At 74.8% G+C, this 22985-nt stretch carries 23 protein-coding genes and 1 pseudogene; 12 read left to right on the top strand and 12 right to left on the bottom strand.

What is annotated here, in order from left to right:
• Window positions 1–43: 43 nt before the first annotated feature.
• The 8 genes and pseudogenes from ACWCYY_RS10460 to ACWCYY_RS10425 form a co-directional block, all read left to right on the top strand.
• Window positions 44–160: pseudogene (locus ACWCYY_RS10460) on the top strand (5,10-methylene tetrahydromethanopterin reductase); the annotation flags it as partial.
• Window positions 157–771 (top strand): FMN reductase, encoded by a 615-nt coding sequence (locus tag ACWCYY_RS10455; protein WP_345290352.1) that lies wholly within the window; start codon window positions 157–159, stop codon window positions 769–771. The pseudogene ACWCYY_RS10460 and the gene ACWCYY_RS10455, both read left to right, overlap by 4 nt.
• A 52-nt stretch (window positions 772–823) precedes the next feature.
• Complete coding sequence (locus ACWCYY_RS10450; RefSeq protein ID WP_449795667.1) at window positions 824–1246, top strand: SsgA family sporulation/cell division regulator; 423 nt, start codon at window positions 824–826, stop codon at window positions 1244–1246.
• Between the two features lie 2 nt (window positions 1247–1248).
• Window positions 1249–2037 carry an alpha/beta fold hydrolase gene (locus ACWCYY_RS10445; RefSeq protein ID WP_449795666.1) on the top strand — a complete coding sequence of 263 codons (789 nt, stop codon included), beginning with the start codon at window positions 1249–1251 and terminating at the stop codon, window positions 2035–2037.
• A gap of 34 nt (window positions 2038–2071) precedes the next feature.
• Window positions 2072–3982, top strand: coding sequence for an amidohydrolase (locus ACWCYY_RS10440; RefSeq protein ID WP_345290355.1), 1911 nt, complete (start codon window positions 2072–2074; stop codon window positions 3980–3982).
• 169 nt (window positions 3983–4151) lie between these two features.
• Window positions 4152–5117: an AraC-like ligand-binding domain-containing protein gene (locus tag ACWCYY_RS10435; protein WP_345290356.1), complete on the top strand. Its 966-nt coding sequence runs from the start codon at window positions 4152–4154 to the stop codon at window positions 5115–5117.
• A 109-nt stretch (window positions 5118–5226) separates the two neighbouring features.
• Complete coding sequence (locus tag ACWCYY_RS10430; protein ID WP_449795665.1) at window positions 5227–8184, top strand: LuxR C-terminal-related transcriptional regulator; 2958 nt, start codon at window positions 5227–5229, stop codon at window positions 8182–8184.
• Window positions 8185–8316: 132 nt separating this feature from the next.
• Entirely contained in the window at window positions 8317–11139 is a 2823-nt protein-coding gene (locus ACWCYY_RS10425; protein WP_449795664.1) for a BTAD domain-containing putative transcriptional regulator, read from the top strand.
• A gap of 46 nt (window positions 11140–11185) precedes the next feature.
• Here the strand turns inward: ACWCYY_RS10425 and ACWCYY_RS10420 are convergent, their stop codons facing one another.
• The 6 genes from ACWCYY_RS10420 to ACWCYY_RS10395 all read right to left on the bottom strand — a co-directional run bounded on the left by ACWCYY_RS10420 (window position 11186) and on the right by ACWCYY_RS10395 (window position 14680).
• A complete protein-coding gene (locus tag ACWCYY_RS10420) occupies window positions 11186–11896 on the bottom strand; it encodes a GPR1/FUN34/YaaH family transporter (protein WP_449795663.1) in 711 nt (236 codons plus the stop codon).
• Window positions 11896–12483: a Dps family protein gene (locus ACWCYY_RS10415; protein ID WP_345288382.1), complete on the bottom strand. Its 588-nt coding sequence runs from the start codon at window positions 12481–12483 to the stop codon at window positions 11896–11898. The genes ACWCYY_RS10420 and ACWCYY_RS10415 overlap by 1 nt, the downstream gene beginning before the upstream one ends.
• A 139-nt stretch (window positions 12484–12622) precedes the next feature.
• A complete protein-coding gene (locus ACWCYY_RS10410) occupies window positions 12623–13147 on the bottom strand; it encodes a DoxX family membrane protein (protein ID WP_345288384.1) in 525 nt (174 codons plus the stop codon).
• Window positions 13148–13152: 5 nt separating this feature from the next.
• Window positions 13153–13815, bottom strand: coding sequence for a hydrolase (locus ACWCYY_RS10405; protein ID WP_449795662.1), 663 nt, complete (start codon window positions 13813–13815; stop codon window positions 13153–13155).
• 296 nt (window positions 13816–14111) lie between these two features.
• Window positions 14112–14507 (bottom strand): hypothetical protein, encoded by a 396-nt coding sequence (locus ACWCYY_RS10400; protein WP_449795661.1) that lies wholly within the window; start codon window positions 14505–14507, stop codon window positions 14112–14114.
• The gene (locus ACWCYY_RS10395) at window positions 14504–14680 is read right to left on the bottom strand and encodes a hypothetical protein (RefSeq protein ID WP_449795660.1); all 177 of its coding nucleotides are present in this window, start codon (window positions 14678–14680) and stop codon (window positions 14504–14506) included. Before ACWCYY_RS10395 ends, ACWCYY_RS10400 begins: the two co-directional genes overlap by 4 nt.
• On the opposite strand from ACWCYY_RS10395, the gene ACWCYY_RS10390 reads away from it, so the two are divergent.
• Complete coding sequence (locus ACWCYY_RS10390) at window positions 14667–15473, top strand: RICIN domain-containing protein (protein WP_449795659.1); 807 nt, start codon at window positions 14667–14669, stop codon at window positions 15471–15473. The genes ACWCYY_RS10395 and ACWCYY_RS10390 overlap by 14 nt on opposite strands.
• A 78-nt stretch (window positions 15474–15551) precedes the next feature.
• Here ACWCYY_RS10390 and ACWCYY_RS10385 read toward each other — a convergent pair whose 3' ends face one another.
• Entirely contained in the window at window positions 15552–16676 is a 1125-nt protein-coding gene (locus ACWCYY_RS10385) for a TetR family transcriptional regulator (RefSeq protein WP_449795658.1), read from the bottom strand.
• Window positions 16677–16822: 146 nt separating this feature from the next.
• Between ACWCYY_RS10385 and ACWCYY_RS10380 the strand changes: the two genes are divergently transcribed.
• The 3 genes from ACWCYY_RS10380 to ACWCYY_RS10370 are packed head-to-tail and all read left to right on the top strand — an operon-like array spanning window position 16823 to window position 19643.
• A complete protein-coding gene (locus ACWCYY_RS10380; protein WP_449795657.1) occupies window positions 16823–17452 on the top strand; it encodes a transcriptional regulator in 630 nt (209 codons plus the stop codon).
• Window positions 17446–18972: a pyruvate, phosphate dikinase gene (locus tag ACWCYY_RS10375; protein WP_449795656.1), complete on the top strand. Its 1527-nt coding sequence runs from the start codon at window positions 17446–17448 to the stop codon at window positions 18970–18972. Before ACWCYY_RS10380 ends, ACWCYY_RS10375 begins: the two co-directional genes overlap by 7 nt.
• Before the next feature lie 32 nt (window positions 18973–19004).
• Window positions 19005–19643 carry a histidine phosphatase family protein gene (locus ACWCYY_RS10370; protein ID WP_449795655.1) on the top strand — a complete coding sequence of 213 codons (639 nt, stop codon included), beginning with the start codon at window positions 19005–19007 and terminating at the stop codon, window positions 19641–19643.
• 231 nt (window positions 19644–19874) lie between these two features.
• Here the strand turns inward: ACWCYY_RS10370 and ACWCYY_RS10365 are convergent, their stop codons facing one another.
• The 5 genes from ACWCYY_RS10365 to ACWCYY_RS10345 form a co-directional block, all read right to left on the bottom strand.
• A complete protein-coding gene (locus ACWCYY_RS10365) occupies window positions 19875–20693 on the bottom strand; it encodes a CHAP domain-containing protein (RefSeq protein ID WP_345288397.1) in 819 nt (272 codons plus the stop codon).
• Between the two features lie 67 nt (window positions 20694–20760).
• Window positions 20761–21651: a peptidoglycan-binding domain-containing protein gene (locus ACWCYY_RS10360; RefSeq protein ID WP_449795654.1), complete on the bottom strand. Its 891-nt coding sequence runs from the start codon at window positions 21649–21651 to the stop codon at window positions 20761–20763.
• Window positions 21652–21710: 59 nt separating this feature from the next.
• Complete coding sequence (locus ACWCYY_RS10355; protein ID WP_345288401.1) at window positions 21711–22142, bottom strand: hypothetical protein; 432 nt, start codon at window positions 22140–22142, stop codon at window positions 21711–21713.
• A 193-nt stretch (window positions 22143–22335) separates the two neighbouring features.
• Window positions 22336–22605: a hypothetical protein gene (locus ACWCYY_RS10350; RefSeq protein WP_345288403.1), complete on the bottom strand. Its 270-nt coding sequence runs from the start codon at window positions 22603–22605 to the stop codon at window positions 22336–22338.
• A 3-nt stretch (window positions 22606–22608) separates the two neighbouring features.
• Window positions 22609–22782: a hypothetical protein gene (locus ACWCYY_RS10345; protein ID WP_449795653.1), complete on the bottom strand. Its 174-nt coding sequence runs from the start codon at window positions 22780–22782 to the stop codon at window positions 22609–22611.
• Window positions 22783–22985 lie beyond the last annotated feature (203 nt).

Here is a 22985-nt window from a genome sequence, read left to right as displayed (position 1 = left end):
GCGCCGGGGGCACGAGAGACGCGCCGAGAGTCCGACAGAACGGAAACAGGTCGTGCCGGTGCTGCGCAAGGAGTTCGCGCTCGGGCGCCCGGCGGACGTGCCGGAGGCTCCGACGCACGCGGCGAGGGTCGCGGCCGCGCGGGAGGTGGCGGGGGAATGAGGCTGGTCGTCGTCTCGGCCGGGCTGAGCACCCCGTCCTCCACCCGCCTGCTCGCGGACCGGCTGGCCTCGGCGGCCGTCGGCCAACTCGCCGCCCTGGGGCGTACGGTGTCGACCGAGGTGGTCGAACTGCGGGAGCTGGCCGGCGAGGTCGCCCACCACCTGGTGACCGGCTTCCCGGCGCCGCGGCTGGCCGCCGCCGTCGAGGCGGTGACCGGGGCCGACGGGCTGGTGGTCGTCACACCGGTGTTCACCGCCTCCTACAGCGGGCTGTTCAAGTCCTTCTTCGACGTGATCGCGCCGGACGCGCTCGCGGGGAAGCCGGTGCTGGTCGCGGCCACGGGCGGGACGCCCCGTCACTCCCTGGTCCTGGAGCACGCGTTGCGGCCGCTCTTCGCGTACCTGCGCGCCACGGTCGTGCCGACCGCCGTCTACGCGGCGACCTCCGACTGGGGCGCGGCCGGGGACGCGTACGCCGACGGCCTGCCCGCCCGCATCCACCGGGCGGGCGGCGAGCTGGCCGGGCTGATGGCCGGCCGGCCCGACCGTGCCGGACCGGAGGACGAGATCGCGGCCCTCGAACGGGGCCTCGCGGACCTGCGCTTCGACTGAGGCTCCGTCAGGACGGGTCACCGGTCCGATCGGGCCCGAAAGGAACTCCACCATGCAGCCATCCCTGGAAATGACCGTGGACGCCGGACTGATGACGGCGGCCCACGAGTGGTACGACGTCTCGGCCCGCCTTAGCCACTCGATGGACGACGCGCTGGCGGTGCGGATGGACCTCTTCTCCCCCGAGGACGCGGCGCCGATGGCCACCTGGGTGTTCGGCCGCGACCTGCTGGCCACCGGGCTCCTCCTGCCGGCCGGAGAGGGGGACGTGCGGGTCCGTCCGCACGGCGACCACGCGACGGACGTCGAGCTGGTCTCGGAGGCCACCTGGTGCGTCGTCAGGATCGCCTCCGCCCACGTGCGGGACCTGGTGTCCCGGACCCGGTCGGCGGAGGAGCGGTGGCGGGGCACCGCACCGGCGGAACTGGACCGGGCGCTGGCCGGAATCCTCACCCACGGCATCAGGAACGACTGACCGTGCCCTTCCTCTCGGCCGGCGGCGAGCACGCGGGCGCCGTCCGCCTGTACTACGAGGACCACGGCAGCGGCCGGCCGGTCGTGCTGATCCACGGGTGGCCGCTCAACAGCGCGTCCTGGGAGCTGCAGGAGGCCGCGCTGCTGGCTGCGGGCCACCGTGTGATCACCTACGACCGGCGCGGCTTCGGCGCCTCCGACAAGCCGTCCTCCGGCTACGACTACGACACCCTCGCAGCCGACCTGCACGCCGTGCTGGAGACCCTCGACCTGCGGGAGGCGGTGCTGGTCGGCTTCTCCATGGGCAGCGGCGAGGTCGCCCGCTACCTCGGCACCTACGGATCGGAGCGGGTGGCCAGGGCCGTGCTGCTCGGTGCGCCGCCGCCGTTCCCCCCGGAGAGCGGCGGCGTCCGCGCCGACCTTCCGCTCTTCGTCGCCGGCCACCTGGCCGAGCTGTACGGCGTCGACCTGCTCGGGGGCGGGCCGGTGAGCGACCGGGTCGTCCAGTACAGCTGGAACGTCGGCGTCTCGGCCGCGGCGGGCAGCACCACCGCCGGGCACGGCCGGACGGGCCTCGCCGACTTCGGCGCGGACCTGCCGAGGATCCGCGTCCCCGTCCTGATCGTCCACGGCGGGGCCGACCGCGCGCTGCCGCCGGACTCGACCGCCCTCCCGCTGGCGGAGGCCATCGCGGGCGCGCGCCTGGTGGTGGTCGAGGGCGCCCCGCACGGGCTGATCTGGACGCACGCGGCCGAGGTCAACCAGGAGTTGCTCGCCTTCGTCGGCGAGTGACCGCACAACTTCCGTTCACCGAAAGCGAGTTCACATGTCGAGCATGCCCGTCGCCGGGATCCGTCCCGGCCCGCCGCCCACCGACGGCTCCGGCCCCCGGGCCGCCGACCTGGTGGTGCGCAACGCCCGGGTCCACACCGGCGATCCGCGGCGTCCGCGGGCGAGTGCGGTCGCGGTCCGGGACGGCCTGATCACCGCGGTCGGCGAGGACGCCGACGTGCTGCCGCAGGTCGGTCCGCAGACCCGGGTGGTCGACGCGCTGGGGCGGCGGGCCGTCCCCGGGCTCAACGACTCGCACCTGCACGTGATCCGGGGCGGCCTCAACTACGTGCTGGAGCTGCGCTGGGACGGCGTCCCGACGCTGCGTCAGGCGCTGGCCATGCTGCGCGCCCAGGCCGAGCGCACTCCGCCGGGGCAGTGGGTGCGGGTGGTGGGCGGCTGGTCCGCCGACCAGTTCGCCGAGCGCCGCCTGCCCACCCTGGCCGAGCTGAACGCCGCCGCCCCCGACACCCCCGTGTTCGTCCTGCACCTCTACCAGTCGGCGCTGCTCAACCGGGCGGCACTGCGGGCCGCGGGCTTCGGGCGGGACAGCGCCGACCCGGCCGGCGGGCAGATCGTGCGCGGGCACGACGGCGAGCCGACCGGCCTGCTGCTGGCCGCCCCGGGCGCGCTGCTGCTCTACTCCACGCTGGCCAAGGCGCCGACCCTGGACGAAGCCGACCGGGCCGCCTCGACCCGGCACTTCCTGCGCGAGCTCAACCGCTTCGGGCTGACCTCGGCGATCGACGCGGCGGGCGGCTTCCAGAGCTTCCCGGAGAACTACGGGACCGTCACCGAGCTGGCGCGCGCCGGGGAGTTGACGCTGCGGATCGCCTACCACCTGTTCCCGCAGACCGCCGGGCAGGAGCTGGACGACCTCCGGCGCTGGGTGGAGACCGTGAAGCCCGGCGACGGTGACGAGTGGCTGCGCCTGAACGGGGCCGGTGAGAACCTGACCTGGGCGGCCGCCGACTTCGAGAACTTCTCCGAGCCGCGCCCCGAACTCGGGCCGTACGAGGCCGGGTTCGAGCAGGCGGTGCGGCTGCTGATGGAGCACGGGTGGGGCTTCCGGCTGCACGCGAGCTACGACGAGACCATCCGCCGCGACCTGCGGGTCTTCGAGCGGCTGGCCGCGGAGGGCCTGTTCCCGGGCGGCAACCGGTGGCTGTTCGACCACGCCGAAACGGTCTCCCCCGCCAGCCTGGACCGGATCGCGGCACTCGGCGGCGCGGTCTCGGTGCAGAACCGGATGTCCTTCCAGGGCGAGGCGTTCGCCCGGCGCTACGGCGCGGCGGCCGCCGCCGAGGCCCCGCCGCTGCGGGCGATGCTGGACCGGGGACTGACGGTGGCCGCCGGCACCGACGCCACCCGGGTCTCCTCCTACAACCCGTGGGTGTCCCTGCACTGGCTGGTCTCCGGACGGTCCGTCGGTGGAAGCGCTCTCCGCCCGGCCGCCAACCGGCTGAGCCGCGAGGAGGCACTGGAGCTGTACACCCTCGGCGGTGCCCGGCTGACCGGCGAGGAGGAGGTCAAGGGCCGTCTGCGGGTGGGAAGTTACGCCGACCTCGCGGTGCTCAGCGCGGACTACTTCACCGTCCCGGAGGCGGACATCCCGCACATCGAGTCGGTGCTGACCGTGGTGGGCGGCCGCATCGTGCACGGCACCCGGGAGCACGAGGGGCTCGCACCCGAGCCGCCCGCGGTGACGCCGACCTGGAGCCCGGTGGCCCGTTTCGGCGGCTACCAGGGCACTCCGGCACCGAGCCTGTCCGGCGTCCGGCAGGCCGAACGGCTCACCGAGGCGGCGGCCGACTCCGGCGAGCAGCTCGCCTGGCGCGCGGCCCGCGGCCACCGGATCCCGGGCCAGGGCGACGGGCACCCGCTCGACGACCCCTGCTTCTTCTGAGCCACCGCTCGCAGCTCCCCGCTCCGCTCCGCGGCGCGGGGAGCTTCGTCGTTCCCGCGCGTCCGGGATCCGCCATCTCTCCGGTCACATGACAGGAGCGGTGTGAGAGCGCTTTCAGCGAGGCTGGAGCACAGCAGCAGTACCGGCACAGCACGAGGAAGGAACGCCTGTGCCCACCACGCATTCCACCGAACCACTCTCACCCGCCGAACGCGCGGAGTTCTGGCACGACGCGGTCGCGCGGACCTTCGTGCCCCTGGAGGTCAGACTCCTCGAACCGGTGCCGAGCGCCGGCCTGCTCAGCACCGACCGGCTGGGCGCCGTCCAGATCACCCGGGCGACCGCCGGACCGCAGGTCGCCAGCCGCACCCGGCGGACCATCGCGGCGGGCGGCGAGGGCTGGATCACCGTGACCGTGCACCACCGGGGTCGCGGAATCCTGTCCCAGGACGGGAAGGAGGCCCGGATCGGCCCGGGCGAGTTCACCGTGTGGGACTCCAGCCGCCCGTTCACCAAGGAGTACCCGGACCCGTTCGACTTCACGGCCTACCACCTGCCGCGCACCGCCCTGCACGTCCACGACGACGACCTGCGGAGCGTCGTCGCCACCCCGTTCACCGCCGGGTCCGGCTCGGCCGGCCTGGTCACCTCCTACCTGCGGAGGCTGGCGCGCGACGCCGACAGCCTCGACCCGTACGCGGGCGGCCGGCTCGCGGACACCGCCGTCGACCTGCTCGCCCTGCTCGTGCAGGAGCGCGCGGGGAGCCTGCGACCGGCGGCCCCGGAGGCCGCCAGGGCACTGGTCGCGCGGATCAAGGACTACGCGGTCCGGCACCTCGCCGATCCGGACCTCTCCCCCGAACGGATCGCGGCCGCCCACCACGTGTCGGTGCGTTACCTGCACAAGCTGTTCCAGGGCGAGGAGACCACCGTGGCCCGCTGGATCCAGCGCCGCCGGCTGGAGATGTGCGCGCGGGAGCTCGCCCGGCGCCCCGGGGCCGCGACGGTCTCCTCGGTGGCGCAGCGGTGGGGCTTCGTCAGCCCCGCGCACTTCAGCCGGGTCTTCCGCACTGCCTACGGCATGCCGCCGCGCGAGTGGCGCGGCGGCCGGGAGGGGTTGGCGGAGGCGGCCTGAGCCGGCCGCGGGGGCGGCGTCGGGGCCCAGTGACCGACCGCCGTTTCTGACGGTCAGTCAGAAGTCACTGGCCCCCTCGTACGCTCCGAGGCGTAACGGAGAGCGGGAGGTGACCGTGCGGTCAGCCAACGAGGTGCGGGAGCGGGACACCGTCCTGGAGATGCTGGAGTCGGTCCGGACGGCGGGGGCCGCCCTGGCCGTCACGGGGGACCGCGGCTGCGGGGTCAGCACCGTGCTGCGGGAGGCGGTGGCCTCGGCCAGGCGCCGCGGCTTCCTGGTGATCGAGGCGGCCGTGCCGCCCGCCGGGGCCGGCGTGCCCGGCGCGGCGGTGCGGGCGCTGCGGGACCGGCTGTTCCGGGCTTCGGGCCCGGCCTTCTCCTCCCCCGCCTTCGGCACGGCGGGTGCGCCGCCCGTCTCGGCCGCCGAACTCTTCCGACTGATCGACGCCTGCCGCCGGCCGCTCCTGATCTGCCTCGACGACGCGCGGTTCCTGGACGGACCGTCCCTGCGCTGCCTGGCCGACCTGGCGCGCGAGCTCCCCTCCGCGGCGGCCGTGCTGCTTCTCGGCGGGCCCGCCCCGGAGGGGATGGCCGAGCTGGTGCTGCACCCGCTCGACGAGGCCCGGGCGGACCAACTGGTCCGGGCGGCGGGGGTCGAGGACGAGGGCCTGCGGCGGCGGATCCTGCGGGACGCCGACGGGAACCCGCTCGCCCTGCGGGAGCTGCCGTCGGCCTGGCGGGCGGCGGCGGAGGCCCCGGCGGAGGAACTGCTGCGGCCGTTCCCCCCGCTGACGGACCGTCTGAGCCGTTCGGTCGCGCCCGGCCTGGCCGAGCTGCCGGAGGACGCCGCCGGCGTCGTCCTGCTGGCGGCCCTCCAGCGCACCGACGGGCTCGCCGACGTCCTCACCGCCGCCCGGGTGCTGACCGGGCGCGAGGTCGGTCTCGACGCCCTCGGCCCGGCGGCCGAGCACGGGCTCCTGCAGGTCGCCGACGGACGGGTCCGCTTCCGGTCGGACCTCGCGCGCGCCGCCGTCCGGCAGCACGCGAGCGCTCCCGCCCTGCTCGCCGCCCACGCCGCGCTCGCCCGGACCGCCGCCGATCCGTACCTGACGGCCTGGTACGCCGCCCAGGGCACCGTCCATCCGGACGAGGCGGTGGCCCGGCCCCTGGAGGCCTCGGCCGCCGAGGCCCTGCGCCGCCACGAGCCGGTCGAGGCGCTGCGTCGGCTGGAGCTCGCCGCCCGGCTCTCCCCCGCACCGGCGGACCGGGCCCGTCGGCTGGTCCGGGCCGCCCGGACCGCCTTCGAGCTCGACCGGTCCGAGCTGGCCGAACGGCTGCTCGTCCGGGCCGAACGGCTCGGCCCGGACCTGGAGCAGCAGATCCTCGCCGACAACCTGCGCATCCGGTTCACCGGACGGCCCGAACGCAGTGCCCGAAGCCTCGGCGAACGCGCCGAACTGGCGTCCCGACTGGCCCGGGCGGGCCGCCGCGAGGCCGCACTGGACGTCCTGGCCGGCGCCACCGAGGCAGCGGCCTGGGCCGACCGGGACCCTCGGGCCCAGGAAGCGGTCACCACCTGCCTCCTCGCCCTGGCCGGCTCCGAACACGACGCGCGCCACCTGCTCGCCCAGGCAGCCGTCGCCCCCGGCGAGGCCCGCGCCCGGATCGCCGAAGCACTGTCCGCCGGCCCGACCACCCCCGCCGACACCCAAGACCTCCGGCCACTCGGCACCACCACCCCGACCACCGACCCCGAGACCCTCCGGCCGCTCGACACCGCCGCCCTGACGGTGAGTGAGCCCAGCTCGACCGGCGACCTGTCGACCCCCTCGGCTCAGCCGCGGCGGGCCGACAGCCGCACCGGCCCGCTCGCCCGAGCAGCCGTCGCCCCCGGCGAGGCCCGCGCCAGGATCGCCGAAGCAGTGTCCGCCGCCCCGGCCACCCCCGCCGACGCCCAAGACCTCCGGCCGCTCGGCACCACCACCCCGACCACCGACCCCGAGACCCTGCGGCTGCTCGGCACCGCCGCCCTGACGGTGGGTGAGCCCGGCTGGGCCGGGGACCTGTTGGCCCGCTCGGCCCGGCTGCTGCGGGCCGACGGCCGCACCGGCCTGCTCGCGCAGGTCCAGGCCCAGCACGCGCAGGCCGCCGTGGTGGTCGGGGACTGGGACCTCGCCCACGCCGTGAACGAGGAGGCGTTCGCCCTCGCCGAGGCCGGGGGCCAGCAGCTGTGGTCGATCCGGGCCCGGGCCACCCGTGCGGTGCTGCTCGCCTTCCGCGGGGACCTCGCCGGTTCGGCCGCCGACATCGCGGCCGTCGAGCGGGTCGCCGCCGGCCGCAGCGTCGGCGCGGTGCTGGCGACCCTGCGGCTGGCCCGCAGCATCGCCCTGTTCGACTCGGACGACCCGGCCGGCGCCTACCAGACCCTGCGCCCCGTCTTCGAGCCCGGCTCGCCCTCCCACCACCTCGCCTCGCAGCGCCGCACCCTCTGCTACCTGGCCGAGGCCGCCGTCCGCTCCGGCGACGGCGAGGACGCGCGCGAGCTGATCGCCGGGTACGGCGACGGGCACGGGCTGCCGCTGTCCACCGCCGTCAACCTGGCGCAGGCCAGGGCCCTCCTGGCCGAAGGCCCGGACGCCGAGGAGCTGTTCGAGCGCGCCCTGCGGATCACGCCCCGTCAGTGGCCGTGGCCGCGCGCCCGGGTGGAGCTCGCCTACGGCATGTGGCTGCGCCGGGACCGACGTCCGCGCCTGGCCCGGCCCCTGCTGCGGGAGGCCTGCCACACCTTCGAGGTGCTGGGGGCCGCCGCCTGGCGCGAGATCGCCGGCCGTGAGCTGCGCGCGACCGGTGTCGACCGGGGGCAGCAGGGCAGTGCCCTCACCGAGCGGCTGTCCGCACAGGAACTGACGATCGCCCAGCTGGCCGCCTCGGGCATGACCAACCGGGAGATCGGGGACCGGCTGCTGCTCTCCCCACGCACCGTCGGCTGGCACCTGCACCGGGTCTTCCCCAAGCTGAACGTCACCTCCCGGACGCACCTCGCCGCGCTGCTCGCCACCGCCGCCTGACCCACCGCCCGACCCGCCGCCGAACCTGTCGCCCGCGTTCATGAGGGTGCGTCAGACCCGGGCGGAGGCGTGTCCGTCGTCACCTTTTGGGTGACTTTGGTCCCGGCCCTACCCGCGGGTTAGTTTGATGCCATGAACGGGCAGGGGCGGACGGCAGTGCGGTTCCGGGTCTTCGGGGGTCTGCAGGTCCAGCGCGACGGCACTCCCCTGGAGATCGGTCCGCCGCACCGTCACACCGTGCTCGCGGCCCTGCTGGTGGCCCGCACCTGCGGGCTCGGCACCTCCGAGCTGGTCGATCTCGTCTGGGGCGAGCACCCGCCGTCCACGGCGGTGAACCAACTGCACCGCCACGTCGGCCAGTTGCGCCGCCTGCTGGAGCCCGGGCTGCCGGCCCGCGCGGCCGGGTCGTGGCTGCTCCCCGCCCCGTCCGGGTACCGGCTCGACACCTCGGGCACCGAGGACGACCTCACGCTCCTCGACGAACTGCCGGCCCGGGCACGGGGCGAGGGCCCCGAGGCGAGCGAGGGCCGGCGTGAGCTGGCGGAGCTGGTGCGGCGGCCGCTGCTGGCCGGCCTGGACCGGAACGCCCTGGCCCGGCCGCACTTCGCGGCGGTCGAGCGGGCCCGGATCGCCGCCGCCACCGAGGTGATGACGGCCGCCACCGACGCCGGGGACGCCGCCACCGTGCTGGCCGCGGTGATCGACGTCGCGCGGAGCGCGCCGTTCGACGAACCCCTGCACGCCGCGGTGATCCACGGGCTGACGTCCGTCGGCCGCCGGGCCGAGGCGCTGGCCCTGTTCGAGGAGGTACGCCGACGGCTGGCCGAGGAGCTGGGCGTCGGTCCGTCCGCCGTCCTGGGAGCCGCCCACCAGGAGGCGCTGCGCGAGCAGGAGGCCCCTGCCCGCGTCGAGCCCACCGCGCCGACGGTCACCGTCGGGCCGGACACCCTCCCGCTGCCCGTGCCGGGTTTCACCGAACGCCCGGAGCTCGCCGACGCGTTGACCCGGACGCTGGCCCGGGCGGCCGGACCGTCCGCCGCCGTGGTGATCACCGCGGTGGCCGGCATGGGAGGCGTCGGCAAGACCGCGCTGGCCGTGCACTGGGCCCGCCAGGTCGCCGACCGGTTCCCCGACGGGCGCCTCTACCTCAACCTGCGCGGCTTCGACCCGGGCAGCCCTCCGCTGGACCCGGCCGAGGCGCTGTCCGTACTGCTGGTCGCGCTCGGCGAGACCGCCGTGGAGGGCAGGAACGAGGACCTCACGATGCGGGCCGCGCGCTTCCGCGCCGTGGTCACCGGACGGCGCCTGCTGCTGCTCCTCGACAACGCCCGCGACGCCGAGCAGGTGCGGTGGCTGCTCCCCGGCTCCCCGGGCTGCCTGGTGCTGGTGACCAGCCGCAACCGGATGAGCTCGCTCGTCGTCCACGACGGCGCCCTGGCCGTACCGGTGGACCGGCTCACCACGGCGCAGGCCCGTGCACTGCTGGCCGCCCGGCTCGGCCCGGAGCGGCTCGCGGCCGAGCCCGCCGCGGTCGAGGCCGTCCTGGCGGCCTGCGGCGGACTGCCGCTGGCGGTCTCCATAGCCGCGGCCCGGGTGGTGCTCAGCCCCGGCCTGACGCTGGCCGGGGTAGCGGCCGAACTCGCCCCGGGCGCAGACCGGTTGACCGCACTCGGCCTCGACGACCCCGACACCGACCTGCGGGCCGTGTTCGCCTGGTCGTACCGGGCGCTGACCCCGGACGCCGCCCGGCTCTTCCGCCTGCTCTCCCTGCACCCCGGCGCCGAGGCCTCGCTCGCCTCGGCGGCCAGCGCCGCGGCCCTGCCGCCCGACCGCACCCGCGCGCTGGCCAGGGAGCTGTGCGAGGCGAACATGCTCACCGAGCACTCCCGCGACCGCTACGCACTCCACGACCTGCTGCGCGCCTACGCCGCCGGCCTGGTGGCCGAGACCGGGGACGACCGGACGGCCGCCCTCGGGCGGCTGCTCGACCACTACGCGCACTCCGCCGCCGCCGCGAACGACGCGGTCTCCACCCGCCGGGAGGAGGTCGACCTGGAGCCGGCCGCGCCGGGCACCGTGGTGCTCGCCTTCGACGACCGGGCGGCCGGCACCGCCTGGTACGGGGCCGAGTTCCGCAGCATCCTGGCCCTGCTCCGCTCCGTACCCGGCGAGGAGCATCCGCGCCGGATCTGGAGCCTCGCCTTCACCAGCCAGCTCCACACCTCCCAGCAGAGCTGGGTGCAGGACGAGATCGAGATCCTCCACACCGCCCTCGGCGCACCGGCCGCGGCCGGCCCGCCCCATGAGGTGGTCCGGGCCCGGCTCTCGCTGGCCCGCTCCTACGCGCTGAGCGGCCACCACGCCGAGGCCGACGCCCAACTACAGCTGCTGACCGACCGGTTGGCGACCCTTCCGGTCACCATGCAGGCGGCCGTCGAGCGCAGCACCGGCTGGGTACGCGGGCGCCAGGGGCGGCACCGCGAGGCGCTGCACCACTCCCGGCGGGCGCTGGCCCTGTTCCGGGCCCTCGGCGACGACGGGACGACCCGCAACCAGATCGCCAGGGAGCTCAACGCCGTCGGCTGGTACCACACGCTGCTGGGCGAGCACGAGGAGGCGATCCGCCACTGCGAGCAGGCCCTGCCGGTCTTCCGGGCCAACGGCAACCGCCGCAGCGAGGCGGCCACTTGGGACAGCATCGGCTACGCCCACCACCACCTGGGCCGCCACCGGCAGGCCGTGGAGTGCTACCGGCGGGCCCTCGACGGCTACGTCGACGCGGCGGACGAGTACAACCAGGCGGAGGTCCTCGACCACCTGGCCGGCACCTGGCTGGCGCTCGGCGACCGCGACCGGGCGCGCGCCGACTGGCACCGCGCGGCCGATCTGCTCACCGCGCTCGGGCACGCGGACGCCGCCGACCTGCGCGCCAAGGCGGCGGCGGTCCCGGACTGACCGTCCGTCACCTTCCGCCGCCCGTAGGGCCTGCGATCCTCGGTCCTCAGAGCGTCCGGCGCACACCCGCCTGGCGCTCCAGGTTGCGCAGCTGCACCGCGAGGTCGCCCTCGACCGCCGTGCGGGCGGGACCGCTGCGGCCCAGGGGCAGGACCTCCTCGCCGCGCATGTCCTCCAGCATCAGGGCGAAGGCCGCGTAGGTCGACACCAGCGCCACCACCAGGCCGAGGACCCCGGACACCCGGGTCAGCCACTCCACATCGGTGAGACCCGCCACGCCGGTGGCGGCCCAACGCGGCAGGGAGGCCACCAGCACCAGCCGGAGCGCGAGCTTGGGTCCCGTCACCGCGACCATCAGCGCCCCGAAGCACAGGAACGCCAGGTTGAAGACGCCGAGCACGCGCGGACCGTCGGCCGCACCGCTGAACAGGACCAGCGCGTACGCCAGCCAGCTGCCCGCGAAGACCCCCATCAGGGTCGCCGCGATCACGTCCCGGGCGCTGAACGCCAGGATGCTGACCAGGAGTTGCAGCGCGAAGGCCGGCAGCACGCAGAGGGCGACCGCCCGGCGGGCCTCGCTCTCGAAGATCCCGAGCTGGAGGCAGGCCGTCATCGCCGAGGCGATGGCGACGGTGAAGAAGCCCAGCGGCATGGGCGAGGCCATCGGGCGCAGGGTGATCCGGGTCATCGCGCGGAGGTCCGGTTCGTGGCGCCGCAGAGCAGCGGCCCCGGCGGATCCGGCAGCCTCGGCGGCCATCAGACCCGCACCAACGGGGTGTCCACCAGGTGCTCGGCCAGGAACCAGACCTGTGCCTCACCGGTGCGGATGACCTCCGAGACCAGCAGGTCGGCGGTGCCCTCGTCGCCCTCCGCAGCGGTCCGGGTGGCGGCGTCCCGGGCGTCGACCAGGATCCGCTCGTGCGCGTCGAGCAGCCGCGACAGCATGGCGGGGACGGGCTCCACACCGTTCGGCGGTCGCGGAACGGCCGTCAGTTCCGCCACGTGGCGCGGGTCTCCGACCGCGACGCCCCCGAGGCTCTGGACGCGTTCGGCCAGCGAGTCGACGACGGCCAGCTGCGCCTCGGCGTGCCGGTCGAGCATCAGGTGGAGCGCGTAGAAGGTCGCTCCGCGCATGAGCCAGTGGTGCTTCTTGTAGAGGGAGTGGAGCACCTGCGTGTCGGCGAGCACGCGGTTCAACCGCTGGCAGGAGTACGCGCGGGTGTCGTGCCCGAGGCCGATCGGCAGCTGCTTCAGCGTGCCGAACGCCTGGGTCTCGGCGCCCTTCTGACGGAGCAGCGGCTGGCCGCCGCCGGGCGCGGGCGGGGTGGTGGGCGTGGTGTCCAAGCGAGTGTTCCCGTCGGTGAGGGCGGTAGGGGGCTGGTGGAGCGGTAGGGGCTGGTGGGAGGGGAGGGTGAGGGGCCGGAGCCGCCGCGGGGTCCTGTCCGCGGCGGCCCCGGACGGGGGCCGGGCGAGCGGCTCCCGCTCAGCGGCCGCCGGGGGCTGCGCCGGGCGGCACCGCCGGGGCGGGCCGGGCGTGCAGGACGAGGCGGGTGAGCAGGCCGCTGCCGAGCCCGGCCGCGAGGGCGACGGCGGCCCACCAGGCCGGGTAGGGCGCGAGGCCGAGGGCCGCGTCGAGGGACCAGGCGCCGGGGCCGGTGGCCGCGAGGGCGGCGGCGGTCCCGATCAGGACGAGCGGGTACTCGTACCCGTCGTTCTGCACCCAGAGGCCGTTGGGCCACTTCACGGTCAGGGCGACGGTCATGACCCCGACGGCCCCGGTCGCGGCGAGCGGCGTGAGCAGACCGGCGGCGAGCAGCAGACCGGAGCCGATCTGCCCACCGCCGGCCGCCAGGGCGGTGAGGACGCCGCCGCGGAAGCCGTCGGCACGGAACTCCGCCGCGCCGCCGTCCAGCCCCTTGCCCCCGAGGTGCGCGCTGACCTTCTGCACGCCGTGGCCGGCGATCAGCAGCCCCGTCAGCAGACGGAGGATCAGAATGCCGGTGTCCACGGGCGTCAGCCCGCGGCGTGCGCGCCGAGCAGGCTCTGCGCGTACACGACGCCGAGGCCGTAGGCGCCGGCGTGGGCCTTGACGATCTCCATGACCGCGCCGTAGGTCTCCTGACGGGCCCAGTCGCGCTGGAGCTCCAGCAGCACCTGGACCCAGGTCACCGGCACCGCGCCGGCGGCCACCATCCGCTGGATCGCGTGCTCGTGGGCGGCGGGGCTGACGCCGCCGGAGGCATCGGAGACGACGTACACCTCGTAGCCCTGGCCGAGTGCGGAGAGGGCGGGCAGCACCAGGCAGACCTCGGTCCACAGGCCCGACAGGACGATCTTCCGCCGGCCGGTGGCCTTGACCGCCGCGACGAGCGCCTCGTCCTCCCAGGCGTTCATGGTCGTCCGGTCGATGGGCTGCTGGTCCGGGAAGACCTCGGCGAGCTGCGGCAGCAGCGGGCCGGAGAAGGACTCGGCGGCGACGGTGGTGAGCACGGCCGGCACGCCGAAGGCCCGGGCCGCCTTGGCGAGGCCCGTCGTGGCGTTGACGATCGCGGCGCGGTCGCCGCTGCCGGTGCCGAAGAACATCTGCGGCTGGTGGTCGACGAAGAGCATGACGGCGTTGTCGGGGGTCAGCAGGTCCGCGCTCGGGGCGGCCGTCACCTGGGCAGGGTCGAACATGGGTGTCCTCTCGGAACGGTCGGGGTGGCGCCCGGCCGTCTCCGCGGCCGGGCAGGTCCCGAAGCTACGACCGGTCCTGCCACCCGGTTTCTCCGTTCACGCCCAGGACCTTGCACGACAGTGCACGGAGTACGGCGGTGCCCCCTACGACGGCCGCCGGTCCCACGTCGTGCCGTCGCGCGCGGAGATCTCCCGGGTCGTCAGGGACGCCCGGCACCTCGGCTCCCGGCAGGGCATGCGGCGGGGGCCGGGGCGGAGGCGGCGCGAGGGCCGTACCGGGGCGGCCGACGGAGCCCTCAGGTCCCGAGGGCCGTCAGGACCGCGCGGAGCTGTCCGAGTGGTTCGGAGCCGCAGAAGCGCAGCACCACCGTCCCGGCGCCCGCGTCGCCGAGGGCGCGCAGGGCCGTGGCCGCCTCCGTCGCCGTGCCGCCGGCCGCGAAGGTCACCGACTCCTCGCGCCCCAGCCACTGCGCATGGCCGGCGACGGCCTCGCGCAGGGCGGGTGCCGCCGCCTCTCCCACACCGACGAAGGTGAACACGGTGACCGTGTGGTCGGCGGCGGCCCCGCCGCGCTCGGCGGCGGCCCGGACCGCTCGCAGGTCGTCCGGGCCGTGGCCCTCGGCCACCAGGGTTCCCTGGGCGGCCCGGCCCGCCAGTTCCAGCGACTTGGGCGAGACCACGCCCGCGATCACCGGTGGGACCGCGTCGGCGGCCGGGGGGGGTGGACCAACTCCAGACCGTCGAGCCGGAGTTCACGGCCCTCCACGGTGACGCGTTCGCCGCGCAGCAGGCCGCGCACCGCGGTCAGCGTCTCCTCCAGCAGCGCCAGTGGCGACCGCGGGCTCGGCGAGATGTCCCGCGACATCACCACCTTCGTCGACGACGACGGCACCGGCTACATGATCTCCGCCGCCAACGAGAACGCCGACCTCCACGTCTACCGCCTCACCCCCGACTACACCGCCGTCGACGCCCAGGTCCAGAAACTCTGGCCGGGCAACTGGCGCGAGGCCCCCGCGATGTTCAAGCGCAACGGCGTGTACTTCCTGCTCACCTCCGGCGCCACCGGCTGGGCCCCCAACCAGCAGAAGTACGCCACCGCCACCAGCATCACCGGTGCCTGGAGCGGCCTGAAGGACATCGGCGACTCCACCACCTACCGCACCCAGACCGCCTACGTCCTCCCCGTCCAGGGCACCAACGGCACCGGCTACCTCTACCTGGGCGACCGCTGGGGCAACTCCATGGGCGCCACGGTCAACGACTCCCAGTACGTCTGGCTGCCACTGAAGTTCCCCACCAGGACCACCATGACCATGGACTACTCGCCCCAGCTCACCGTCGACACCGCCACCGGCACCGTGCGCGGCATGAACGTGATCTGGGAGACCCTGACGGCCCGTCACAGCGGCCGGTGCGCCAACGTCGCCGACTTCGACACCCGCGACGCGGCCCGGCTGGTGCAGTGGGGCTGCAGCCCGGAGATCAACGAGCAGTTCTGGTTCAAGAAGACCGGCACGGGCAATGTCCAGGTCATGGCCCGGCACAGCGGCAAGTGCCTGGACGTCACCAACCAGGCGACCACCGACGGCGCCCCGCTGGAGCAGTGGACCTGCGGCACCGGCACCAACCAGCACTGGAAGCGCACCACGGTCTGAGGCCCCGACCGTCGCGCCGCAGGGCTCCCGCCGTCCCCACCAGTGCGGACAGCGGGAGCCCTGCGGTGTCACCCGTCGTCAGAGCGCGCCGCTCCGGCCGGGGTCGAGAGAAGGGTGGCGGGCCGCGGCGTAGCCCGCGCCGCGGCCGGTCGCGTGGGCGGTGACCAGTCCGCCGCGGACCCGGATCGCGATCTCGGTGAGGTCGAGGTCGGCGTCGGGGTCGGCGCCGCCGGCCGGGAGGTGGTCGAGGGCAGCCGGGACGGCGCCGGCGTCGTCGAACACGACGCGGGCCCGCGGCAGCCGGTCGGCCGGGAACACCCGGCGCAGACAGCCGACGAGGTCCACGATCCGGAGCCGGGCCAGCCGACCGGTCTCGGCGGGATCGCCGGTGACGACGACCACGGTCACCTCGTCCTCCGGCCCGGCCGAGCGCAGCGCGTCCTCGGCCGCCGACAGGCGCCCCGCGCCCAGCACGACGACCACCCCGTCCTCACCGAGGTCGACCTGACGGCCGGTGATCTCGTCCCGCAGGCCGGCCGGCGGCGCCCACGGGGCCTCGGCCGGGCGCGCCGGGGTGACGTAGGGCAGGTGCGCCGGCTCCGGATCGTCGCCGAGGGCGATGGAGGCGAGGTGCTCGGCGGCGCGCGCCAGGTCGAAGGGGTCGCCGACGCCGGGGGCGTTCTCCGCGACGGCGGCCGCACCGTGCAGCAGGGTCAGGGCCAGCCCGGCGCGCCGCACGGTCCCGGCGGGCACCCCGGGGCGCGGCTCCAGCGCCAGCGCGAGCAGCAGCGCCTCGAAGCGCACGAGCTCCGCGAGCGCGGCCCGCGCCGGCTCGGTGCTCAGCACTCCGGAGAGCGAGCGCAGCTGCAGGTGGCCGCTGCCGGGGATGTCGCCGAGGAAGGGCAGCCGTTCGAGCCAGACCCGGGCGAAGGAGCCGAGCGCCTGCCCGGCGGAGGCGAGCGCCTCCGCCGGGGGTGCGGCGGCGGCCCGGGCCCGTTCGACGTCGTCGACCAGCACCGCGAGGTAGAGCGCGCGCTTGCCGGTGAAGTTGGAGTAGACCGCTCCCCTGGTCAGCTCGGCCCGCTCGGCGATCCGGTCGATCTTGGCCTCGACGTAGCCGTGCTCGGCGAACTCCCGCCGGGCCGCGACCAGCACCGCCGCCCTGGTCCGCTCCTGCTGCTGCGCGCGGGTCAGTCTCGCCATCGTGTCCCCTTCCGGCTCCTGGCATGTCATGATACAACCGGCATTCAGATGACGAAGACATCTGGATGCCGTGAACATGAGAGTGGGGAATGACGATGCCCACCGCCCGCGACACACCGCCGAACTCCCCCGAAGGAGCGCCCACGATGACCCGGTCCACAGCCCGCGCTCCGGACGCCGCCCTGCTGGTCCTGCACGCCCTGCGCTGCGCCGGATCCGTCAGCGTCGCGCGGCTCGGCGCGATCACGGGGCTGGACGAGTCCGACGCCGAGTCCGAGCTCATCGACCTCGGGGTCGGCGGCCTGGTCACCCGGCTGTCCGGCGACCTGCCGGTGTGGAGCCTCACCGAGGCCGGGCGCGCGGCGGACACCGAGCGGATCGCCGGCGAGCTGGAGTCGGCCGGGGCCCGGGAGCGCGTGGCGGCCGCGTACGAGCGGTTCATGGTGCTCAACCCCGAGCTGCTCGACCTCTGCACGGCCTGGCAACTCCGGTCTGTCGACGGCGTCATGAGCGTCAACGAGCACGACGATCCCGGCTACGACTCCCGGGCGCTCGCCCGGTTCGCCGACCTGGACCGCCGCGCCGCGGCGGTCTGCGCCGAGCTGTCCGCCGCCCTGCCCCGGTTCGGCCGCTACCCGGTGCGCCTCGCCGACGCCCTCGGCCGCGCCGCCGCCGGGGAGTTGGCGTACGTGGCCGACAACACCGGCTCGTACCACGTCATCTGGGCGGAGCTGCACGAGGACCTGCTGGCTACGCTCGGATTGGAGCGATGGTGACGAGGTGGATCCGCACGCTCTCCGCCCGGACGGAGGGCACGGCCGAGACCCTGGGCGGCAAGGCCTCCGGCCTCGTCCAGCTGCACCGCCTCGGCCTGCCGGTGCCGGAGGGGTTCGTCATCACCACGGAGGCCTGCCGCGCCTTCCTGCGGGACGGCCGCCTTCCCGACGGGCTCGACGCGGAGCTCGCGGCGGCCGTGGCCGACCTGGAGCGCGCCACCGGGCGGGCCTTCGGGGGGCCGCGGAAGCCGCTGGCGGTCTCCGTCCGCTCCGGGGCCGGCGTCTCCATGCCCGGCATGATGGACACCGTCCTCAACCTCGGCCTCACCACCGAAGCCACCGAGGGCCTGGCCGCCGAGACCGGCGACCGGCCGTTCGCGCAGGACGCCCGGCAGGGCTTCCTGCGCAGCTTCGCCGCCGCGACGGCGGGCGCGGCAGCAGCCGGCCCGGGCCGGCCCGGGCCGGACGACGCCGCCCGGCAGCTGACCCGGGCGGTCGAGGCCGTCTTCTCCTCCTGGGACTCCCAACGCGCCCGCACCTACCGCGAGTTGAACGGCATCGCGGACGACCTGGGCACGGCCGTGGTGGTCCAGCGGATGGTCTTCGGCAACCGCGACGCCGCCAGCGGCAGCGGGGTCGCGTTCAGCCGCGACCCCAACACCGGCGAGGACGTCCCCTACGGCGAGGTCCTGTTCGGACGCCAGGGGGAGGAGGTCGTCTCGGGGACGGCACTGACCCGGCCGCTGCGCGAACTCGCCGAGCGGGAGCCGCAGGTGTGGAGCGGGCTGCTCGACGCCCTGCAACGGATCGAGGGGCACTACCGCGACGCCTGCTACGTCGAATTCACCTTCCAGTCGGGCCAGTTGTGGCTCCTCCAGGTCCGGCCCGGCCGGTTCGCGGGGGCCGCCGCGGTCCGGGTCGCCACCGAGCTCGTCGACCAGCGGCTGATCGGACGGGACGAGGCGCTGCTCCGGGTCTCGCCGGTCCACCTCCGCCACGTCCGCACGCCGCGCATCGCCGCCGGGGAGGCCGAGGTCCTCGCCCGGGGGATCGGTGCCTGCCCCGGTGTCGCCACCGGCCGGATCGCGACCACGGCGGACGGCGCGGTCCGGATGGCCCGGACCGGCCCGGTCGTCCTGGTGCGCCCGGAGACCTCTCCGAGCGACATGCACGGCCTGGCCGCCGCCACCGGGATCGTCACCGCGCGCGGCGGTCCCGCCAGCCACGCCGCGGTCGTCGCCCGCGCGATGGGCAAGCCCGCCGTGGTGGGCGTGGCCGGCCTCACCCTCGACGGCGGGTCCGTGACGGCCGGCGGCCGCACCCTCCCCGAGGGCACGCCGGTCACCATCGACGGCACCGGCGGCGAGGTGGTGCTCGGCAGCCCCCGCACCGTCACCGACGCCGCCGACGGACACCTCCACCGCCTGCTCGCCTGGGCCGACGAGGCCTCCGGCGACCACTCCGCCCGCGACGAGGCGCAGCGCCTCGCCGCGGCCCACACCGCCCTGCGCGGGCGCTGACACCCCCTCACCGAACCGACAGGAGGACCACCATGGCCACTCGGCACGTCTACCTCGTCCGGCACGGGGCCGCCGACCCCTTCGGCACCCTGACCGACGTCGGGGAGCGGCAGTCGGAGCTGGTCGGGAAGCGGCTGGCCGGCCTGCCGATCGACGCGGTCCGGCACTCGCCGCTGCCCCGGGCGGTGCACTGCGCGCGGATCGTGGGCAGCTGCCTGCCGGACGCCGTCGTGCGCGAGGCACCGGAGCTGGTCGACCACGTCCCGCACGTCCCCGTCGACGTACCGCCGCTGTGGGCGGCGTTCTTCGACGGCTACGGCGCCGAGGAGGCCGAGGAGGCGAGCCGCGCCGCCGACGCCCTGACCGCCAGGTTCGCGCGCCCCGCCGAGACCGAGACGCACGAGGTCCTGGTCACCCACGCCTACCAGGTGGCCTGGCTGGTCCGGGACGCTCTGGGCGCGCCGCCGGTGCGGTGGCTCGGGCTGAACTGCGGTAACGCGGCGCTCACCGTGATCGAGTACCGCGACGGCGACGCACCGACGGTCGTGCTCTACAACGACATGGGCCACCTCCCGGCCGAGCTGCGCTGGACGGCTTCGGAGCCGGCACCCGCCCCTGAGCCCAGCGGGCCCGGCCGGCCCCGCCCGACGAAAGGCCTGAAAGCATCATGACCTCGCGGAATTCTTCGGGAAAGGGAACTCTCTCTCCCCACTCTCACCCTCGCGGCGGCACGTCGAAGCCCCGCCGGGGAGGCCGCCCTTGCGGGCCGCCCCCGTCCGACGGGGCTTCGACGTGTCCTGCCGCGGGAGGGCTCGTCACACCCCCGCGTCCCGCACCTTCCCAGGATCGTCCCGGCCGTGGAACCGCCCTCGATCAGGGCCTGCCGGGGTCCTGAGGACCTGTCAGAAGTGGATCATGTGCTGGAAGGAGTTCTCCGCGCTGCTGACCCGGAGGCCCTTGCGGGTGCCGTAGCCGAGGGAGACGTTCCAGTTGTACTCCTCGACGTCGAACGAACCGTCGGAGTAGACCGCGTTGACGTAGGCGACGTGACCGTACTTCCCGTGGGTGTCGTTGACGGCGATGGCGCCGACGGTCGGGGTGGAGTTGACCGTGATGCCCTTGCTGCGGGCGGCGTCGTCCCAGTTCTCGGCGTTGCCCCAGATGGTGCCGCCGTAGGAGTTGGTGAAGTTCGGGACGCCGAGGCGGTCGGCGATGCGGAACGCCGCGAAGGCGGTGCAGTTGTTGGCCGCGAAGCCGCGGGTGCCGTGGTCGAAGTCGTTCGTCGGGCTCTCGTTGCCGCCGCCGTTGGCGCCGAGGAGCTGGTGGGAGGCCTCGTTGTTCTTCAGCGTGGCGTTGAGGTTGCCCTTGGCGCCGGAGGCGAAGTCCTGGCTGGCGCCGGCGTAGCCGCTGTTGAAGTAGACGCGGACGGTCTTGCCGGTGCGGTTCCACACCGAGGCGGCGTTGTTCTTGACGCAGACGCCCTGGCCGTTGCCGGCGCCCTTGAACTCGTAGCAGGACGGCTGGGTGGCGCCGTAGTCGCTGATGGAGCCCGCGAAGTCGGAGACCGAACCGCCCTGGTCGCTGTTGTAGTAGAGGCAGAACTCGCCGGAGTCGCAGACCCCGTCGCGGCCCGCGGCGGAGGCGGGGGTGCTGGCGACGAGCGGGACGGCCATGGCGAGCGCGGTGCCGGCGATGGCGAGCGTGGTGCGTATGTTCTTCAAGGTTCTTCTCTCTCCGTGATGTGTCGTCAGCTGGTGCTCAGATGAAGCGGGGTGGAGCAGCGCGCCGTCAGTGGGTGCGCTGGTACTCCTCCCAGGTCTGGATGGCGACCCGCGGGCCGTCGTCGGCGCCGTGGTTGGCCAGGCCGTTGAGGCCGAGGTAGTAGTCACCGGTCTGGTTCTGGGCCTGGGTGGCCAGGTCGGTGTCGTTGATCGCGGCGGCGTGGATGTGCCACGGCCAGTTGCCCTGGCTGGGGCTGCGGACCCAGGCGGCGAAGCCGACCTGGCGCAGTGTCTTGGCGACGGCGGTGCGGGTGGCACTGGTCATGCCGTCGACGTTGATGTCCACGACGCCACCGCCGTCGTGGGTGCCCGCCGAGGTGGGGTCGCCGCCGGGGTTGTAGGAGCCCTGGTCGAGCTTGATGTGGACGCCCGACAGGCGCTCGGCCTCGAGGAGCATGTTCTGGGTGCGGGTGTTGACGGTGTATCCGTCGCGCTTCAGCTTCGCCCCGACCCCGATCTGGCGGGTGAGGGTGAAGCGGCCCTGCCCGAGCGAGGTGAGCGAGGTGGTGCCGGGCAGCCCGTTGGCGTCCAGGCCGGTGAAGCCGAGCGAGCGCTGGTACGCGGCGTAGGCCGAGACGGTGGTGGTGCCGAAGTACCCGTCCACCCAACGGGCGTCGAGGAGGCCGCGGGCCTGCAGGGCCTGCTCGACCGCCAGGACCGAGTCGTGGGCACCCGGGGTCTGGGTGCTGTCGGCGCGGCGGGGGTCGATCTGGGCGGCCAGGACGGTGGCCTCCATGTTCACCACGGGCAGCGCGGTGGCGGCGGCGGCCGGCACCTCGCCGGGGAGCGACGCGGTCGCGGCGTTGGCCTGGGCGGCACTCAGCACCAGGCCGCTGAGGACGGCGACGGCCGTGAGAAGTCGGGTGGCGGTCTTGCGGGTCTTGCTGGCGGACGCCATGGGGTGGTTCCTTCTGGTTCGGTGTCGGCAACGACGCTTGTGGGGGGCCGGTTCGGGGATCAGCAGCGGGTGTCGGTCTTGACCGCGACCTCACCCGGGTACGGGATCGGGCCGGTGCCGTTCCAGCCCAGGGCCTGGGTGCACTCGGAGAGGGTGTTGGCGCCGAAGGACCAGATCTCCACGTCGTTGTGGCCGCAGCGCGGGTCCTGGACGTGCGAGCCGCCGGTGACGATGGCCGCACAGGCGTCCCAGCTGCTGTGGGAGTTGCGGTAGCCCTGCCACACGTACAGGTAGGAGTAGTTCTTGCCGCAGCCCTTGTACTGCTTGACCGAGGCGAAGGTCTCGCCGCCGACGTTGAGGTAGGCGGTGCTGCCGATCTGCGTGACGCTGGAGCAGCCGGACGGGGTGGAGGCCTGGGCGGTCCCGGGCACCGCGATGAGCGCCGGGACGGCGAGGGTGGCAACGGCGGCGATCTTGGCCAGAATGCGCATGGCGAAGCAACCTGCTTTCAGAAGAAGGGAGTTGAGGAAATGTCAGATGCCGCCGAGCGCGTCCGGGCAGCCCGCCTCGCGGACGGGACTCACCCCTGGGACAGGGCGGAAGAGTGTGTGACGACGGCCGCGGCGCCGCGGCGTGGGCGCACCCGAGCGGCCGGCAGGGCCGTGGACTTGGTGCGCGGAGGTGCTACCCGGGGACGAGGCACCAGCCGCGCAGGGCCGGCGCGTCCCGGACGGCGCGTTCGCAGACGCGGCGCAGGCTGGCGGTCGCCGCGTCCGGAGTGGCCGCGATGATCGCGGCGGCGACGCGGTAGAGATTGAGGTCGACGCGGGCGCGGATGTGCTCCACGCGGTCCTCGCGTCGGCTGTGGACCCAGATCAGATCGGTGACGGCCGCTGCCGTCAGCTGCGGTGACGGTGGATCAGGGCCGATCAGGGTCACCGCGACCAGGTGCACCGGTCAACTCTGTGCGGGCGGTGCGGGGCGCGGGGCGTCCCAGTCGAAGCCCGTGGGGGACGCGATGCGCTGGACGTCCGAGTGGTCCGCGACGACCGTGCTCGCGGCGGCGGCACCCAGGCCGACGGTGAACGCCACGACCACGGCGGTGCAGGCGATTCGTATCGAGTTCCCCATGACTGTTCTCTCCCGTTCGGTGACCGACTGCTGTGCCGGTGGATGTCCTGCGGACCTCGCCCCGGTCTCCCGTCGCGCTCTCCGCCGCTGAGGAAGATCCTGCCGTCCGGCCTAGGCCGTTTCTTTCGGATCATCGGATCGTTGGATCTGATGTGTCGTTGACTGATGCCCAGTGGGCGCGGATCGAGCCGTTGCTGCCGGAC

This window comes from Kitasatospora sp. NPDC001664 (assembly GCF_053596675.1).
This window is presented reverse-complemented; position numbering and strand designations above follow the sequence as displayed.

Bases quoted from the DNA above. Each gene is read 5' to 3' on its own strand.
- ACWCYY_RS10455 (WP_345290352.1), top strand. From the start codon at position 157: ATGAGGCTGGTCGTCGTCTCGGCCGGGCTGAGCACCCCGTCCTCCACC.
- ACWCYY_RS10370 (WP_449795655.1), top strand. From the start codon at position 19,005: ATGGCCACTCGGCACGTCTACCTCGTCCGGCACGGGGCCGCCGACCCC.
- ACWCYY_RS10425 (WP_449795664.1), top strand. From the start codon at position 8,317: ATGAACGGGCAGGGGCGGACGGCAGTGCGGTTCCGGGTCTTCGGGGGT.
- ACWCYY_RS10395 (WP_449795660.1), bottom strand. From the start codon at position 14,680: ATGTCGCGGGACATCTCGCCGAGCCCGCGGTCGCCACTGGCGCTGCTG.
- ACWCYY_RS10375 (WP_449795656.1), top strand. From the start codon at position 17,446: ATGGTGACGAGGTGGATCCGCACGCTCTCCGCCCGGACGGAGGGCACG.
- ACWCYY_RS10360 (WP_449795654.1), bottom strand. From the start codon at position 21,651: ATGGCGTCCGCCAGCAAGACCCGCAAGACCGCCACCCGACTTCTCACG.
- ACWCYY_RS10390 (WP_449795659.1), top strand. From the start codon at position 14,667: ATGTCCCGCGACATCACCACCTTCGTCGACGACGACGGCACCGGCTAC.
- ACWCYY_RS10440 (WP_345290355.1), top strand. From the start codon at position 2,072: ATGTCGAGCATGCCCGTCGCCGGGATCCGTCCCGGCCCGCCGCCCACC.
- ACWCYY_RS10380 (WP_449795657.1), top strand. From the start codon at position 16,823: ATGACCCGGTCCACAGCCCGCGCTCCGGACGCCGCCCTGCTGGTCCTG.
- ACWCYY_RS10420 (WP_449795663.1), bottom strand. From the start codon at position 11,896: ATGGCCGCCGAGGCTGCCGGATCCGCCGGGGCCGCTGCTCTGCGGCGC.
- ACWCYY_RS10345 (WP_449795653.1), bottom strand. From the start codon at position 22,782: ATGGGGAACTCGATACGAATCGCCTGCACCGCCGTGGTCGTGGCGTTC.
- ACWCYY_RS10355 (WP_345288401.1), bottom strand. From the start codon at position 22,142: ATGCGCATTCTGGCCAAGATCGCCGCCGTTGCCACCCTCGCCGTCCCG.
- ACWCYY_RS10450 (WP_449795667.1), top strand. From the start codon at position 824: ATGCAGCCATCCCTGGAAATGACCGTGGACGCCGGACTGATGACGGCG.
- ACWCYY_RS10405 (WP_449795662.1), bottom strand. From the start codon at position 13,815: ATGTTCGACCCTGCCCAGGTGACGGCCGCCCCGAGCGCGGACCTGCTG.
- ACWCYY_RS10385 (WP_449795658.1), bottom strand. From the start codon at position 16,676: ATGGCGAGACTGACCCGCGCGCAGCAGCAGGAGCGGACCAGGGCGGCG.